This window comes from Streptosporangium sp. NPDC000509 (assembly GCF_042898365.1).
Taxonomy (GTDB): domain Bacteria; phylum Actinomycetota; class Actinomycetes; order Streptosporangiales; family Streptosporangiaceae; genus Streptosporangium.
Window position 1 is genome coordinate 210,432 of the sequence record NZ_JBIAYX010000012.1, and the last position, 17,006, is coordinate 227,437.

A 17,006-nucleotide genomic window follows, 5' to 3' on the forward strand; every position below is an offset into this window, starting at 1 on the left:
CCTAAGTTCCGATGCGGGACAGAGTGCCCGACCCCGGCCACTAAGGACGTTGAGCGTGCGGGAACAGCGGCAGGACGTCGCGCAGCGGCGCGAACTGATGCGGCGGATGATGACCGAGGCGGGGCTCGGATCCGGCAGGGACCGGATCACCCCACGCGCCTGTGACGGCCCCGCCCCGCTGTCGTACGCGCAGCAGAGCATGTGGCTGCACCACCGGACGTTCCCCTCCAGCCCCGCCTACAACGTCTGCCTGCTGGTACGCATGTCGGGCGCGCTCGACCCCGAGGCGCTCCGCGAGGCGCTGCGCGCGCTCCTGCGCAGGCACGCCGTGCTGCGCACCGTCTACGACGAGAACGACGACGGGACGCCGGTGCAGTACGTCCTCGCCGACGACTCCTTCGACCTGCCGGTGCGTGACCATGCCACCGATGCCACCGATGCCACCGATGCCACCGACGACGCCGAGGCGTACGCCGAGCGGCTCGCGGCGCTCCCCTTCGACCTGCGCGCCGAGCGGCCGATCCGGCTGGAACTGCTCAGGCTCGGCGTCGACGACCACGCCCTGGTCCTGGTCGTGCACCACATCGCCTGGGACGGCATGACCTGGGGTTCGCTCTCACGGGACCTGTCGGCCCTGTACCGCGCAGCCGTCTCCGGTGAGCCGGACGGCCTGCCCACGCTCACCGTCCACTATCCCGACTACGCCGACTGGGAGCAGAGGCGCCCGTACCCGGCCGAGGAGATGGACTACTGGCGGCGGCGCCTCGACCCGCCGCCCGCGCCCCTGGACCTGCCCGCCGACCGCCCGCGCGGCGCGACCGCCTCCGAGCGCGGCGGACGCAGGGCCCGCCGCTTCGACGACACCGTCACCGACGGCATGCGGAAACTGGCCGCCGGGGAGAACCTCACCCCGTACATGGTGATGCTCGCCGCCCACGCCGTGCTCCTGCACCGCTACACCGGCGCGACCGACATCGCGATCGGTTCGGCGGTGATGAACCGCGAGCACACCGAGATCGAGCGGCTGGCCGGGAACTTCGGCAACACCCTCGTGCTGCGCACCGACCTGTCCGGCGCGCCCACCTTCCGCGAGGTCCTGCGCCGGGTCCGCGACACCTGCACCGAGGGGTTCGCGCACCGGACACTGCCCTACGACACGATCGTGCGGGAGCTGCGGCCCGCCCGCAGGCGCGGCGGCTCGCCGTTCTTCGACACCATGCTGCTCTTTCTCGCCCAGGAGATCGGCGACCTGGACCTACCGGGCGTCACCACGAGCTGGACGCACATCCACAACGGCACCACCCACTTCGACCTGTCGCTGGAGGCATTCGTCAGGCCCCGGGGGATGACCGTCGAGGCCACCTTCCGTCGCGAGCTGTTCGACGACGAGCGCATCGACGCGCTCCTCGGCCATCTGGAGACGCTGCTCGGCGACGCGGTGAGCCGCCCGGACCGGCGGATCGCCGACCTGAGGCTGCTCGGTGCGGCCGAGGCGGCCCTGCTGGAGGAGTGGAACGACACCGCGCGGCCCGTCGAGGACACGACGGTGACCTCCCTGTTCGAGGAGCAGGCCGCCCGCACTCCCGGCGCGGTCGCCGTCGAGGGCGCCGTCGAGGGCACTGGCGGGGCCACGCTCACCTACGCCGAGCTGGACCTGCGGGCCTCGGCCCTCGCCCGGGTGCTGCGCGAGCGCGGCGCGGGACCCGGCCGGGTCGTCGCCCTGGCCCTGCCCCGCACCCCCGACCTGGTGGTCGCGCTGCTCGCCGTGCTGAAGTCCGGCGCCGCCTACCTGCCGCTGGACCTGGACCACCCGGCCGACCGGATCGCCTACATGATCCGGGACGCCGCCCCGCTCTGCGCGATCGCGACCCCGGAGACGGCCGCCCTCATCCCGCGGGGAACCGAGACGCTGACACCCCAGACGCTGACAACCGAGCCCTCGCACCAGGACGGTGCGCTCCGCCCCGCCCATGTCCCCCCGGTGCTCGCCGCCCCCCGCGCCGAGACGCCGACGCCGGACGACACGTTCCCCGGCGCGCACCCCGGGCCGACCGCAGGCCAGGAGTCGTATCCGGTCCGAGGCGGCGACCTGGCGTACGTCATCTACACCTCGGGTTCGACCGGCCGGCCCAAGGGCGTGGCCGTCCCGCACACCGCGCTCACCGCGTTCCTGCTCACCATGAGGGAGCGTCTCGCCCTGGACGCCGCCGACCGGCTGGTCGCGGTGACCACGATCGCGTTCGACATCGCCGCGCTGGAACTGTACGTGCCGCTGATCAGCGGCGCGACCGTCGTGCTCGCCGGGCGCGAGAGCGTACGCGACCCGGCGGCGCTGGGCGCGCTGCTCACCGGGGCGACGATCGTCCAGGGCACCCCGTCACTGCTGGGCTCGCTGGACCCGGCCGCGCTGCGCGGGCTGCGGGTGCTCGTCGGCGGTGAGGCCCTTCCGGCGGCGCTCGCCGGCACCCTCCACGCGGTGGCGGCGTCGGCCGTCAACGTGTACGGGCCGACCGAGGCGACGATCTGGGCGACCTCCGCCGAGCTTCCGTCCTCGGGGATCGGCAGGCCGTTCCCCAACACCCGCGCCTACGTCCTGGACGCCGCGCTGCGCCCCGCCCCGATCGGTGTCCCCGGCGAGCTCTACCTCGCCGGGACGCAGCTGGCGCGCGGCTACGCGGGCAGGCCGGGCCTCACCGCGGAACGCTTCGTCGCCGACCCCTTCGGCCCGCCGGGCGAGCGCATGTACCGCACCGGCGACCTGGCACGCCGGTGCCGCGACGGATCGCTGGAATACCTGGGACGCACCGACGACCAGGTGAAGATCCGCGGGTTCCGCATCGAGCCCGCCGAGGTGCAGGCCGTGCTCGCCGCCCACCCCGGCGTCGTCCAGGCCGCCGTCGTGGTCCGCGAGGACGCGCCCGGCGAGAAGCGGCTCGTCGCGTACGTGGTGCCGGACGGAGACCTCGACGAGGCGGACCTTCGGGCGACGGCGGCCGAGACGCTGCCCGAGTACATGCTTCCCTCGGCGATCGTCCGGCTTGAGGCACTGCCTCGTACCGTCAACGGCAAGCTCGACCGGGCCGCGCTGCCCGCGCCCGAGGCACGGGTGTCGAGCCGAGGTCCGCGCGACGACCGAGAGACGGCGCTGTGCGCGGTCTTCGCCGAGACCCTCGGCCTAAACGCCGTGGGCATCGACGACGACTTCTTCGCCCTGGGCGGCCACTCCCTGCTGGCCACCCGCCTCGCCGGGCGGGTGCGCGCCGCGCTCGACGCCGAGCTCACCGTCGCCGACGTCTTCGAGGCGCCCACGGTCGCCACGCTCGCGCCCAGGCTGGTACGGGGCACCCGGCCGAGGGTCCGCGACGTGAGCAGGCCCGAGATCGTGCCCGCCTCTCCCGCCCAGCGCGGCTTCTGGTTCGAGGAACGCCTGCGCGGCCCCTCGGCCGCCGACGCGCTGCCGCTGGGCCTGCGCCTGTACGGGCCGGTCGACGTCGACGCGCTGCGCGCCGCGTTCGCCGACGTCGTCACCCGGCACGAGGCACTGCGCACCCTGCTGGAGGAGGGCCCCGACGGGCTGCCGGTCCAGCGCGTCCTCGACACCTTCGAGGTCGCCTTCGACGTGGTGGACGTGCGCGGCCGGCCGGAGGAACGGGTGCGCGCGGCCGAGACGAGGGCCGCCTCGCACGTCTTCGACCTCGGGACCGACCTGCCCATCCGGGCCACCCTGCTGCGGGTCCGTGCCGAGGAGTCGGTGCTGGTGATACTCCAGCACCACGCCGCCGCCGACGAGTGGTCGTTCACCCCGCTGCTCGCCGACCTGTCACGCGCCTACACCGCCCGCAGGACGGGCACCGCGCCCGACTGGGCGCCGCTGCCCGTGCGGTACGCCGACTACGCCGTCTGGCGGAACGAGTCCCCGGCTCCCGCGGACCGGCTCGACTTCTGGGAACGGACACTGCGCGGGCTGCCCGAGGAGAGCACGCCACCGGCCGACCGGCCCCGCCCCGCCGAGGCGAGCCACCGGGGCGGGCTGGTACCGTTCCGGCTGCCGTCGGCCGGGGCGCGACGGCTCGCCCTGGAGACCGGCACCAGCGTCTTCATGGTCCTGCACGCCGCCGTCGCCGCGCTCCTGCACCGGGCCGGAGCGGGCGACGACGTGGCGCTCGGCTCGCCCGTCGCGGGCCGTACCGACGCGGACCTCGCGGACCTGGTCGGCGTGTTCGTCAACCTCGTCGTGCTGCGCACCGACCTGACCGGCGACCCCACCTTCACCGAACTCCTGGAGCGGGTCCGCCGCACCGACCTGGCCGCGTTCTCCAACGCGGACGTGCCGTTCGAGCAGGTGGTGGAGCGGCTCGCCCCCGAACGCTCGCTCGCCCGCAGCCCGCTGTTCCAGGTGATGATCGTCCATCAGCGGCTGGAGGACGTGCGGCTGCGGCTGCCCGGCGTACGCGCGGAACCGTTCCTTCCCGAGACCGGCGGCGTCAAGTTCGACCTGGACGTCTACTTCGCCGAGGGCGAGGAACTGATCGAGGGGTTCGTCGCCTACGCCACGGACCTCTTCGACACCGAGACCGTCACCGGCATGATCGCCGACCTCGGCGAGCTGCTCGACCAGGTCACCGAGGACCCGGCGCGGCGCCTGTCGTCGCTCCGCGCCCCGCTCGGGCCGCTCGCGGGACCCGGCCCCGTGGACGGGTTCGCCCCGCTCACCGTCGCCCAGCGGATCGAGGCGCAGGTGGCGCGCACCCCGCACGCCACGGCCGTCGTCTGCGGTGACGTCCGCGGTGACGTCTGTGGCGACGGCGGGATCACGCTCAGCTACGCCGAGCTCGACGAGCGCGCCGAGGCCCTCGCCGACCGGCTCGCCGCGGCGGGGGCGGGTCCCGAGGAGATCGTCGCGATCGCGCTGCCCCGCTCGGCCGAGTTCGTCGTCGCCCTGCTCGCCGTGCTCAAGACCGGCGCGGCCTACCTGCCGATCGACACGACCTACCCGCGCTCCAGGATCGACCTGATGCTCGACACCGCCGGGCCCCTGCTCGTCCTCGGCGTAGACGAGCCGCCATCGGACGCCCCGCCTCGCGCGAGGACTCCGATCCTCCCCGACCACCCCGCGTACGTGATCTTCACTTCGGGATCCACCGGGACCCCGAAGGCCGTCGTCGGCACCCAGCGGGCCCTGGCCAACCGGCTCGCCTGGGGTGCGGACCTCGCCACCGTCGGCGTGCGGGTCGCCAAGAGCTCACCGGCCTTCATCGACGGCAGTACCGAGCTGCTCGGCGGCCTCGTCGCCGGTGACACCGTCGTCGTCGCGGACGACGACACCGCCACCGACGCGCTCGCCCTCGCCGAGCTGATCCACCGCCACGGTGTGAACCTGGTGACGGTCGTGCCGAGCCTGCTGGCCGCGCTCATGGAGAACGAGGAGAGGGAGAAGACGGGGGAGGCCGCACGCAACGAACGGCCCGGAGAAAACGGTGAGCCCGGGCAGAGCGCGCGCAACGGGGACGTTGGAGAAGCCGAGGAGCCTCGGGAGCCCGGGAAGGGCGCGCCGAGCGGGAGGCTCGGCTCGGTGACCACCTGGGTGAGCAGCGGCGAGGCGCTGCCCGCCACCCTGGCCCGGCGGGTTCCCGCCCGGCTGGTCAACCTGTACGGCTGCTCGGAGGCGGCCGGGGACAGCCTGATCGCCGAGGGCGGCGGCGGACTGGTCCCGATCGCCAACACCGTGGCGTACGTCCTGGACGCCGGGCTCCGCGAGGTCGCGGTCGGCGAGCTCTACCTCGCCGGGGACGGCCTGGCGCGCGGGTATCTCAAGGACCCGGCCCGCACCGCCGAGCGGTTCGTGGCCAGCCCCTTCGGCCCGCCGGGATCGCGGCTCTACCGCACCGGCGACCGGGTGCGCCGCCGCCGCGACGGCGGCCTGGACTTCCTGGGCCGGGCCGACGACCAGGTCAAGATCCGAGGCTTCCGCGTCGAGCCGGGAGAGGTCGAGGCGGTGCTCGCCGCACAGCCCGGCGTGCGCCAGGCGGCCGTGGCGGCCCGCTCGGGGCCGCGCCTCGTCGGCTACGTCGTGGGTGACCCCGGTTCCGAGCCCGACCTGGACGCGCTGCGGGCCCGGCTCGGTGAGATCCTGCCCGACCACCTCGTCCCCGCCGTACTCGTCGGCCTCGACCGTCTGCCGCGCACTCCCAACGGCAAGCTCGACCGCCGCGCGCTGCCCGAGCCCGCCGTCCGCGAGGGCAGGGCGCCGCGAACCGACACCGAGCGCGCCGTCGCCCGGCTCGTCGCCGAGACCCTCGGGCGGGACGGCGTCAACGCCGACGACGACTTCTTCCGCACCGGCGGCGACAGCATCAGCGCGGCCCTGCTGGTGGGACGTGCCCGCCGGGCCGGGTTCCCCTTCGCCGTCCGTGACGTCTTCCGGCTGCGTACCGTCGAGGCCCTGGCCAAGGTCGCGGACCTTTCCCGACCGCCCGCCGAGGTCGTGGCGGACGGCCCGGTGCGGACACGGGCCGAGCTGCCGCTCTCGCCTTTGCAGGAAGGACTGCTCTTCCACCTGATGCTGGCCGGTGGGGACCGCGACATCTACGTCCAGCAGGCCGTGGTGACCCTGGCGGGGCCGGTCGATCCCGACCGGCTGGCCGGAGCCGCGCGCGAGGTGCTGCTGAAGTTCCCCAACCTGCGGGCCGGGTTCCGCACCGACGGCGGCCGCAGCGTGCAGTTCGTCCCCGAACGCTTCGAGGTCGACTGGACCTACGCCGAGACCGGTGACCAGCGGGCGCTGGAGGAGTTCGTCGAGGCCCAGCGCGCCCGGCCGTTCGTCCCCGGCGAGCCGCCGCTGATCCGCTTCGCGCTGGCCAGGGTGGGCGAGGACGACTTCCGGCTGGTGCTCACCTCCGAGCTGATCCTGCTGGACGGCTGGTCGGGTGGCCTGCTCGTCACCTCGCTGCTGGAGTTCTACACCGACGCCGGCACCGAGCGCGCCCGGCCCGTGACCCCCTTCCACGCCTACCTCGACTGGGTGAACGGGCAGGACCGGCAGGCCACGATCAAGACGTGGGGCCGTGCCCTCGAAGGGCTCGACGAGCCGACCCTGCTGCGGCCGGACCTGATCGACCGGCCCGCCGACCTCACCACCGCGGGGGAGATCCACCGTGCGCTGCCCGACGGCCTCGCCGCCCGGCTCGACGCCCGCGCCCGCGAGTCCGGCCTCACCCTCGGCACCCTGTACGAGAGCGCCTGGGGGCTGCTCCTGACCGCTCTCACCGGCCGCGACGACGTGGTCTTCGGCGTCTCGGTGTCCGGCCGCCACCCCGACGTCGACGGCGTCGAGTCCGTCGTCGGCCTGCTGTTCAACACCGTCCCGGTCCGGATGCGCGCCTCGGCGGCCGATCCGCTGCGCACCGTCCTGGAACGGGTGCAGACGTTCACCTCGGAGCTGTTCGACCACTCCTACGTCGCGCTCGCCGACGTGCAGCGGGTGGCGGGCCTCGGGACCCTCTTCGACACCCTCTTCGTGTTCCAGAACTTCCCCGGCATGCCCACCGGACGCGGCTTCGGCCCCGGCGGCGACGTGCGGGTGACCGGCCGTCAGGTGCGCGACGCGACCCACTACCCGCTCACCATGGTCGTCGAGCCCGGCGCCGGCCTGCGGGTCATGTATCGGGGCGACGCCTTCACCGAGACCGAGGCGAGGCGTCTCACCGACCGGTACGTACGCCTCCTGGAGACCGTCGCCACCGAACCCGACACCCCCTGCCACCGGCTCGACCCGCTCCTGCCCGACGAGCACGACCGGCTGCGCCGCGACTGGGCCGAGGCCGAACGGCCCGTCCCCGACCTCACCATCGCCGAACTCCTCGCCGAGCAGGCCACGCGCACCCCGGACGAGCTCGCCCTGGTCTCCCAGCCGGACACGCGACTCACCTACGCCGAGCTGGACGCCGCCGCCAACCGCCTCGCCCGGCTGCTGAAGGCGCACGGCGCGGGCCCGGAACGGGTGGTCGCCCTCGCCCTGCCCCGCTCCGCCGAGATGGTCGTCGCGCTGTTCGCGGTGCTCAAGACGGGCGCCGCCTACCTTCCCCTGGAACTGGACTACCCGGCAGAGCGGCTCGACTTCATGCTGGCCGATGCCGCCCCCGTCTGCCTGGTCTCGCACCGCGACATCGCCGCCGGGCTGGCGAACCCCGGCGCCTCGATCCCGCTCGACGACCCCGCCGTACGGGAGACGCTGGCGGGCCTGCCCGGCACCGGGCTGACGGACGAGGAACTGCCCGGCTTCGGCAGGGACGTGCCCGGACGGCTGGAGCACCCGGCATATGTGATCTACACCTCGGGGTCGACCGGACGTCCCAAGGGAGTGGTCACCCCCTACCGGGGTCTGACCAACATGCAGTTCAACCACCGGGCCAACATCTTCGACCCGGTGGTGGCCTCGGCCGGGCGGCGGCTGCGGATCGCGCACACCGTGTCGTTCTCCTTCGACATGTCGTGGGAGGAGCTGCTCTGGCTCATCGAGGGCCACGAGGTGCACGTCTGCGACGAGGAGCTGCGGCGCGACGCCGAGGCGCTCACCGAATACCTGCGGCGTCACCGCGTCGACGTCGTCAACGTGACGCCGACCTACGCCCAGCAGCTCCTGGAGGAGGGGCTGCTGGACGGCGAGCACCGCCCGCCGCTCGTGCTGCTGGGCGGCGAGGCCGTCCCGGCCGCCGTGTGGGACCGGCTCGCGGAGGCCGAGGGGGTGCTGGGCTACAACCTCTACGGCCCGACCGAGTACACCATCAACACGCTGGGCGGCGGCACCGAGGACAGCGCCACCCCCACGGTCGGCAGGCCGATCTGGAACACCCGAGGCTACGTGCTCGACGGCTGGCTGCGCCCGGTACCGCCGGGCACGCCGGGAGAGCTCTACATCGCCGGGGCGGGTCTGGCCAGGGGCTACCTCGACCGGCCGGGCCTGACCGCCGAGCGGTTCGTCGCCGACCCGTTCGGCGGCGGCCGGATGTATCGCACCGGAGACCTCGTACGGGTGCGCCGGGACGGCAACATCGACTTCCTCGGCCGTACCGACGAGCAGGTGAAGATCCGCGGTTACCGGGTCGAGCTGGAGGAGGTCGAGACCGCGCTCGCCGCCGAGCCGGGTGTGGGGCAGGCCGCCGTCGTCGCCGTCGGTACCGAGGTGCCCGGCGTGAAGCGCCTCATCGGCTACGTGGTGCCCGACGGAGTCGCGCGGCCCGACGCCGAGCGCGAGCACCTGGCCGAATGGCGGCAGATCTACGACGCCGAGTACACCGAGATCGGCACCGCCGTCCACACCGAGGACTTCGCCGGCTGGGACAGCAGCTACGACGGGTCGCCGATCCCGCTGGAGCACATGCGCGAGTGGCGCGACACCACCGTGGCCCGCGTCGAGGCCCTCGGCCCTCGGCGGGTGCTGGAGATCGGCGTGGGCACCGGCCTGCTGCTGTCGCGGCTCGCCCCCGGCTGCGACGAGTACTGGGGCACCGACTTCGCGGCGCCCGTCATCGCCAAGCTCCGGGCCGACCTCGGCCCCGGCTCGCCGGTACGCCTGAGCTGCCAGGCCGCGCACGACACCACCGGCCTGCCCGCGGGCCACTTCGACACGATCGTCGTCAACTCCGTGGTCCAGTACTTCCCGAGCGCCGGATACCTCGCCGACGTGATCGCCGCCGCGATGGACCTGCTCGCCCCCGGTGGCGCGCTGTTCGTGGGCGACGTGCGCGACCTGCGGTCGGTGCGCTGCCTGCACGCGGCGATCCGGCTCGGCCGGGGCGACGACGACGGTTCCGGTGCCGGTACGGCGGCGATCGACCGGGCCGTGCGGATGGAGAAGGAGCTCCTGCTCGACCCCGCGTTCTTCACCGCCCTCGGCCTGGCCGCGCGGGTGGAGATCCGCACCAAGCGGGGCGTCCACCACAACGAGCTCAGCAGGCACCGCTACGACGTGACCCTGTGGAAGTCACCCACCGCGAACCTTGCCGTGAACTTCGCCGCGCGGACCGGCGCACCGCTCGACTCGCGGACCGACCCGCGGACCGGTGCGAGTCAGGTCGCGTCGCCCGCGGGGACCACGGTCGTGGACTGGGCGGGAATGGAGGACCTGACGGCCCGCCTCGCCGCTCGCTCCGGGCCGCTGCGGGTGCGTGCCATCCCCGACCCCAGGCTCTCGGCCGAACTCGCCGCGCTGCGCGCGCTGGAGGGCGGCGCCCCGCACCGGAAGGCGCGCGAGCTGCTCCAGGACCCCCCGAGAGGGATCGAGCCCGAACTGATGTACGCGCTCGATGCCGGTGTGGTGACCACCCCGTCGGACGAGATCGGCCACTACGACGCCGTCTTCGGCGGAGGGGCCGCCTTCCTCCCCGCGGACCCGGAGCGCGGGCCCGCGTCCTACGCGAACAACCCGGCGGCGGCCCGCGACCACGGGGCGCTCGCCGCGCGAGTGCGCGAAGGACTCAAGAGGCGGCTGCCCGGCTACATGGTGCCGAGCGCGGTCGTCACGCTGGACGCGCTGCCGCTCACCGTCAACGGCAAGCTGGACCGGCGGGCGCTGCCCGCCCCCGACCGGCAGGGGCCGCGCGGGTCGGGCCGCGCGGCCAGGACCGCCGTGGAACACCTGCTGTGCACCCTGTTCGGCGAGGTGCTCGACGTCCCCGGCGTCGGCGTGGACGACGACTTCTTCGACCTGGGCGGGCACTCGCTACTGGCGACCCGGCTCGTCGGCAGGGTCCGCGCGGTGCTGCGCACCGAGCTCGCGATCCGTGACCTGTTCGAGGCGCCGAACGTCGCCGAGCTGGCCACCCGGCTGCACGACAGGGCCGGTGTCACGCTCAGGCCCCCGCTGGTGCCGGGAAAACGGCCGGAGCGCGTCCCGCTGTCGTACGCGCAGCGCAGGCTCTGGCTACTCGACCAGATCCTGCGCGAGGACGACGGGCCGCGCGAGGCGTACCACCTGCCGCTGGCCGTGCACCTGAGCGGCGAGCTGGACGTGGACGCGCTGCGGGCCGCGATCGGCGACGTGACGGCGCGGCACGAGAGCCTGCGTACCGTCTTCGCCGAGCACGAGGGGGTGCCCTACCAGCGGATCCTGCCGCCGGAGGCCGCGCGTCCCGTCTTGGAGATCACCACCTGCTCGCCCGAGGAGGTGATCGCGCGGCCGTTCGACCTCGCCACCGAGATCCCGTTGCGAGTCGCGCTCATTCCCGCGAGGTCCGCCGAGGCCGTGGAGGCTGCGGAGGCCGCGAGGTCCGCTGAATTCACGGAAACCGAAGAGCTCACGAGGGCCGAGGTGTTCAGGGGAATCGTGAAATCGGGAGGGGAGGACGAGCACCTACTGCTCGCCGTCTTCCATCACATCGCGTTCGACGAGTGGTCGTTCGGGCCGTTCGCCAGGGATGTGGCGAGCGCCTACGCCGCGAGGCTGGAGGGAAGGGCGCCGGACGAGGGGCCGGACGGCACGCCGGGGTGGAAGCCGCCCGCCGTGCAGTACGCCGACTACACGCTCTGGCAGCGTGAGCTGCTCGGTGACCCCGCCGACCCGGGCAGCCCGCACGCCCGCCAGCTCGCCTACTGGACCGGAGCCCTGGCGGGCATGCCGGAGGAGATCCCGCTGCCGGTGGACCGGCCCAGGCCCGCCACCGTCGGCCAGCGCGGCGGGTCCACGACCAGGCGGCTGCCGCCTCCGCTGGTCGGGCGGCTCCGCGAGCTGGCGCGCGATGCCCAGGTGAGCATGTTCATGGTCTGCCAGAGCGCGGTCGCCGCGCTGTTGCACCGCACGGGAGCGGGGGAGGACATCCCGCTGGGCAGCCCGGTCGCGGGTCGTACCGACGAGGCGGCCGGTGATTTGGTCGGCTTCTTCGTCAACACGCTCGTGCTGCGCGCCGACACCTCGGGGGACCCCTCCTTCGCCGAACTGCTCGCCCGGGTCCGTGACACCGACCTGGCCGGGCTCGCCAACCAGGACCTGCCGTTCGAGGTGCTCGTCGAGGCCCTGCGGCCACCTCGGGTCCCCGGCCGCAACCCGCTGTTCCAGGTGATGGTCGGCTATGAGAACCAGTCGATGGGCGACGTGCGCTTTCCCGGGCTGCGGCAGCGGGAGGCGCTCTTCAGCCCGCCCGCGGCGAAGTTCGACCTCGACTTCATCTTCCGGGAGAGGGGGGAGGGGCTCCATCTGGTCGTCGACTACTCGGCCGACCTGTTCGACCGGGCCACGATCGACACGATGATCGAGGCGCTCGTCGGCGTGCTGGAGACCGTCGCGGCCGACCCCGGGACGCGTCTGAGTGACCTGCCCGTGACGCTCACGGCCCGTACGGTCACCGGCCACGGACACGGCGACGCCGACGCCGACGCCGACGGCGACGGCGACGGTGGCGCGACTCGGCGCGACGACGACCGCGAGGCGATGCTGTGCAGGGCGTTCGCCGAGGTCCTGGAGGTGGACGCGGTCGGCCCGCACGACAACTTCTTCGACCTGGGCGGGCACTCGCTGCTCGTCATGGGGTTGGTGCGCCGCCTCCGGCGGGAGCCGGGATGCGGCGGAGTGAAGGTCGCGACGCTCATGACGGCCCAGACCGTCGCGGAACTCCTGAACCACCTGGAATGAGACGCTTCCCCCAACCGCCAAAGCTTGTTAACTTAGGCGAGGCTAACCTAACTCTTAGCGCCCTCTCGGGCCTCGGAAGGACACCCATACCCATGCGCGACACGATGCGCCGCCTGGCCGCGACCGGAACGCTGCTGCTCGGCCTCGGCCTGGTGGGCGCGTGCGCCGGTGAGAGCGGCGGAGCCGAACAGCCCGCCGCGAACGCCCCCGCGGCCCAGGCCGCCCCCGGATTCCCGGTCACCATCACGCACAAACTCGGCACCACCACGATCGAATCCGCCCCCCAGCGCATCGTCGCCCTCGGCGAGGCCGACCAGGACACCCTGCTCGCCCTGGGCGTGCAGCCCGTCGCCATGGCGGAGCTCACCGGTATCCAGGACGACGGGCTCACCCCCTGGAGCGCCCCGAAGCTCTCCGGCACCGCGCCGACGCTGCTGAAGGCCGGGGAGGCGGGCTTCTCGCTGGAGCAGATCGCCGCGCTCGAACCCGACCTGATCCTCGCGGGCGGCGACTACTACATCGACAAGGAGTACGCCAATCTCTCCCAGCTCGCGCCGACCACCGCCTACGAGACCGGTCCCGCGGAGGACTCCTGGCAGACGGTGGCCCGCCAGGTCGCCAAGGCGGTCGGCAGGACGGACGAGGGGGAGAGGCTCGTCGCCGACGTCGAGGCGAAGATCGCCTCGGTGAAGACCGCCCACCCCGAGCTGGCCGGTAAGAAGTTCGCGCTGACCAGCGTCTTCCCCTCGGGGAACATCGGCGTGATGAAGTCCGACACCGACATCAGCGTCAAGCTGCTGGGCCAGTTCGGGCTCGCGCTGCCCGAAGAGATCAAGGCGCTTCCCGGAGAGGGCTTCGCGGCCGAGCTGAGCATGGAGAAGGTGAAGGTCCTCGACGTCGACCTGCTGCTCAGCCACTACAACGACGACGCCGCCACGCAGCGGAAGATCGAGGCCGGCAAGCTGTTCGCCGGCCTCGACGTGGTCAGGCGCGGCTCGTACGTGCCGCTGGACCTCAAGGCGTTCTGGCCGCTGCGCACACCGACGCCACTCGCGGTCCCCTACGTGATCGACCAGGTCGTGCCCCAGCTCGCCAAGGCGGCCAAGGCCGCGGACGCCGCCTGAAACCCCCGTTCCATACCGCCCCCGCCGCCGTCCCGGCCGCGGGGGACCACCCCTTCAGCACGTGAGAGGCGAACATGTCGAGCCCGGTCTATGACGTCGTGGGCATCGGTTTCGGCCCTTCCAACCTCGCGCTCGCGGTGGCCCTGGAGGAGGAGTACGGCTCCGGCGTGAACGCGGTCTTCTTCGAGAGGCAGCCGAGGTTCGGCTGGCACCGCGACATGCTCATCGAGGGCGCCACGATGCAGGTCCACTTCCTCAAGGACCTGGTCACCCTGCGCAACCCCGCCAGCCCCTACTCCTTTCTTTCCTATCTCCAGGAGAAGGGGAGACTGGTCGACTTCATCAACCACAAGACCATGTTCCCCACCCGGCTGGAGTTCCACGACTACCTGGAGTGGACCGCGGCCTCCTTCGCCGGCCTGGTGCGCTACGACTCCGAGGTCGTCGCGGTGCGTCCGCACGACGACGACACCCTTGAGGTCGTCGTGCAACACGGCGACGAGCTGCACACCTGCCTGGCCCGCAACCTCGTGATCGCGGTCGGACTCGACCCCGTACTCCCCGAAGGGGTACGGCAGGGCGAGCGGATCTGGCACACCGAGGAACTGCTGACCCGGCTCGAAACCCTTGGCGGGCGCGAGCCCACACGGTTCGTCGTGGTCGGTGCCGGGCAGAGCGCGGCCGAGGCCGTCGAGCACCTGCACCGGACCTACCCGTCGGCGGAGGTCTGCGCGGTCTTCACCCGGTACGGCTACTCGCCGGCCGACGACAGCCCCTTCGCCAACCGCATCTTCGACCCGCAGGCCGTCGACCACTTCTTCACCGCGCCAGAGGAGGTGAAGCACATGTTGCTCGCCTACTCCCGCAACACCAACTACTCGGTGGTGGATCTCGACCTCATCGACGAGCTCTACCGGCGCTCCTACGCCGAGAAGGTCGCCGGGGTCCAGCGGCTGCGCATGCTGAACGCCTCCCGCCTGCTCAGCGTGCACGACGACGGCGACACCGCCCGCGTCCGGGTGTGCTTCCTGCCCACGGGCGAGGTGAGCACGATCGAGGCCGACGCGGTCGTCTGCGCCACCGGCTACCGCGAGCGCGACCCGCGAGACCTGCTCGGCGAGGCGGGCGAGCACTGCCTCACGGGGGAGAAGGGCGAACTGAGAGTGGAGCGCGACTACCGGGTCGCCACCGCTCCCGGGCGGACCTGGGGCGTCTACCTCCAGGGGGCGACCGAGGGCACCCACGGGATCGCCTCCTCGCTGCTGTCCATGACCGCCGTCCGCACCGGGGAGATCGTGCGCTCCATCGCCCGGCGCTCGGCGCAGGTCCCCCAGGGAGCCGAGTCGTAACCGTCCGTATGTGGCCTGCGGTCTCAGGGGCGTCCCGACACGAGGGTGAGCGGCTACGTGACTCTGTGTATTTACTTGATTACTTTTGGTGGCGTTGTGTTCCATAGGTAACCGGGGAGAGTCATGAATACCTTGATCCGCAGTGCCGGTATCGGCCTGGCAGGGGCGGTTCTGGCCGGCACCGGCCTGTTCGGCCTGCTTCCCATGACCGCCGCCCACGCCGTGTCGCCCCAGGTCGCACCGGCGGCGGTCTGCTCGGACACGGTCGAGGACGGCTGGATCTGCTTCCTGCGGTACTGCGACCTCTATTACTGCTACTACGACTGCTATCCGACCCTGACCGCGCGCAACAAGGGGGAGAGGCCTTCCGAGACCGTCCGCATTCCCAAGCCCGAGGGGACACCTCCCGCGCAGATCAACAAGCCCTGACCGGGGGAGCCGTGCGGAGGCGGACCGACCGGGTCCGCGTGGCCGTGCCGTCCGCACCGCGAGGGTTCGCGGTGCGGACGGGGACTCCACCTCGGCTCAGGGGTGCAGGGCGAGCCCCTTGAGCACCTTGTCGACCCCGTTGCGCGGCCCGTGCACCGCGAGCCCGACCAGGCGAAGCCTGTCGGAGGGCACGGCGCGCACCGCGGCCCGGTTGTCCTCGTCGTGGTCGGTCTTGAACAGCTCCTCCGTGTACAGGGCCACCTCCAGCCCGCGTGCCAGCGCGCGGGTGTGCGCCGCGGCGAGGCCGGGTTCGTCCGCGGCGTAGACCAGGACGGGCTGGCGGAACATCGCCAGATAACGGTTGCCGGACCCGTCGGCGTACGGTTCGCCCATCACCTCGGGCCCGCCGCCCGCCACACCGCTCGCCAGGAACGCGGTGACGTTGAGCTTCTGCCAGACGGCGAGGTCCGCGCGCACCACAATGCCGATCTTCGTGTCGAAACGCATGCCAGGCAGCATCGCCGCAACCGCCTCGCCGGAGCTTGAACGCTCGTGCGGCGCGAGAATAGACCCATGTCCGGTGACTGGTCGCGCTACTGGCGCTCTCCCCTGCCGGGGCTGGAGGCGATGCACGCCCACTTCGAGCGGCACACCTACCACCGGCACAGCCACGAGACCTACTCCTTCGGGATCACCGACGACGGCCGGCAGGCGTTCACCTGCCGGGGGGCGGGCCACACGAGCACGCCGGGGATGGTGATGGCGTTCAACCCGGACGACCCGCACGACGGCTGGGCGGCCGACGAGCTGGGTTTCACCTACCGGATCGTGCACATCGGCCCCGAGCTCGTCTCCGCCGCGCTGGCCGGGGTCGCGGACCGCGCGGTCGGGCTGCCGCTGTTCGCAGAGCCGGTCGTCCACGACCCGGTGCTCGTAGGAGGGCTGGGCCGTCTGCACACAGCGATCCTCGGCGGAGCCCCGGCCCTGGTCGCGGACGAGCTGCTGGACGCGGTCATCCCCGCCCTGGTCCGCCGCGCGGCCCTCAGCGGTCCCGTCACGAGGGGCCCGAGGTTCCGGGCGGGAGGCCGGGGCACGGCGGGCCTCGCGAGGCGCGCGGCGGAACTGCTCGAGGACGACTACCGGACCGACCACACCGCCGACTCCCTCGCCGCCCTGTCCGGATCCAGCAGGTTCACCCTCTATCGGGCCTTTCATGCGGCGTACGGGATGGCGCCGAGCGAGTACCAGCGGCAGGTCCGCCTGCGCGCGGCTCGCGGGCTGCTGTCTCGGGGCCTGCCGATCGCGGACGTCGCGGCCGAGACCGGCTTCGCCGACCAGAGCCACCTGACCCGCTGGTTCGTCCGCTGCTACGGCATCACCCCGGGCGTCTACCGTCGTGCCGCTTGCCGAGGGTGAACCACCGGGCCGGCGGCGGGTTCGTCCGGCAGGCCTAGGGTCCAACGAGACGAGTGAGTTGCA

6 protein-coding genes are annotated in these 17,006 nt (G+C 72.8%); 5 read left to right on the plus strand and 1 reads right to left on the minus strand.

All coding sequences use genetic code 11. The features are described 5' to 3' along the window. Nucleotides 1-55: 55 nt before the first annotated feature. The 4 genes from ACFY3D_RS23215 to ACFY3D_RS23230 all read left to right on the plus strand — a co-directional run bounded on the left by ACFY3D_RS23215 (nucleotide 56) and on the right by ACFY3D_RS23230 (nucleotide 15,527). Nucleotides 56-12,625, plus strand: a complete 12,570-nt coding sequence (locus ACFY3D_RS23215; RefSeq protein ID WP_389982291.1) for an amino acid adenylation domain-containing protein — start codon at nucleotides 56-58, stop codon at nucleotides 12,623-12,625. A 92-nt stretch (nucleotides 12,626-12,717) separates the two neighbouring features. Continuing rightward, nucleotides 12,718-13,749 carry an iron-siderophore ABC transporter substrate-binding protein gene (locus ACFY3D_RS23220; protein ID WP_389982294.1) on the plus strand — a complete coding sequence of 344 codons (1,032 nt, stop codon included), beginning with the start codon at nucleotides 12,718-12,720 and terminating at the stop codon, nucleotides 13,747-13,749. A gap of 74 nt (nucleotides 13,750-13,823) precedes the next feature. Next, nucleotides 13,824-15,098, plus strand: coding sequence for a lysine N(6)-hydroxylase/L-ornithine N(5)-oxygenase family protein (locus ACFY3D_RS23225; RefSeq protein WP_389982297.1), 1,275 nt, complete (start codon nucleotides 13,824-13,826; stop codon nucleotides 15,096-15,098). Nucleotides 15,099-15,221: 123 nt separating this feature from the next. Continuing rightward, nucleotides 15,222-15,527 (plus strand): hypothetical protein, encoded by a 306-nt coding sequence (locus ACFY3D_RS23230; RefSeq protein ID WP_389982300.1) that lies wholly within the window; start codon nucleotides 15,222-15,224, stop codon nucleotides 15,525-15,527. A 96-nt stretch (nucleotides 15,528-15,623) separates the two neighbouring features. On the opposite strand, the gene ACFY3D_RS23235 is transcribed toward ACFY3D_RS23230, so the two are convergent. Further along, nucleotides 15,624-16,034 carry a DUF2000 family protein gene (locus tag ACFY3D_RS23235; RefSeq protein WP_389982303.1) on the minus strand — a complete coding sequence of 137 codons (411 nt, stop codon included), beginning with the start codon at nucleotides 16,032-16,034 and terminating at the stop codon, nucleotides 15,624-15,626. Between the two features lie 66 nt (nucleotides 16,035-16,100). Between ACFY3D_RS23235 and ACFY3D_RS23240 the strand changes: the two genes are divergently transcribed. Beyond that, nucleotides 16,101-16,943, plus strand: a complete 843-nt coding sequence (locus ACFY3D_RS23240) for an AraC family transcriptional regulator (protein WP_389982306.1) — start codon at nucleotides 16,101-16,103, stop codon at nucleotides 16,941-16,943. Nucleotides 16,944-17,006 lie beyond the last annotated feature (63 nt).

What these genes read in the sequence shown, in the direction of transcription:
- ACFY3D_RS23220 (WP_389982294.1), top strand. Translation starts at nt 12,718, where the DNA reads ATGCGCGACACGATGCGCCGCCTGGCCGCGACCGGAACGCTGCTGCTC.
- ACFY3D_RS23235 (WP_389982303.1), bottom strand. Translation starts at nt 16,034, where the DNA reads ATGCGTTTCGACACGAAGATCGGCATTGTGGTGCGCGCGGACCTCGCC.
- ACFY3D_RS23225 (WP_389982297.1), top strand. Translation starts at nt 13,824, where the DNA reads ATGTCGAGCCCGGTCTATGACGTCGTGGGCATCGGTTTCGGCCCTTCC.
- ACFY3D_RS23240 (WP_389982306.1), top strand. Translation starts at nt 16,101, where the DNA reads ATGTCCGGTGACTGGTCGCGCTACTGGCGCTCTCCCCTGCCGGGGCTG.
- ACFY3D_RS23230 (WP_389982300.1), top strand. Translation starts at nt 15,222, where the DNA reads ATGAATACCTTGATCCGCAGTGCCGGTATCGGCCTGGCAGGGGCGGTT.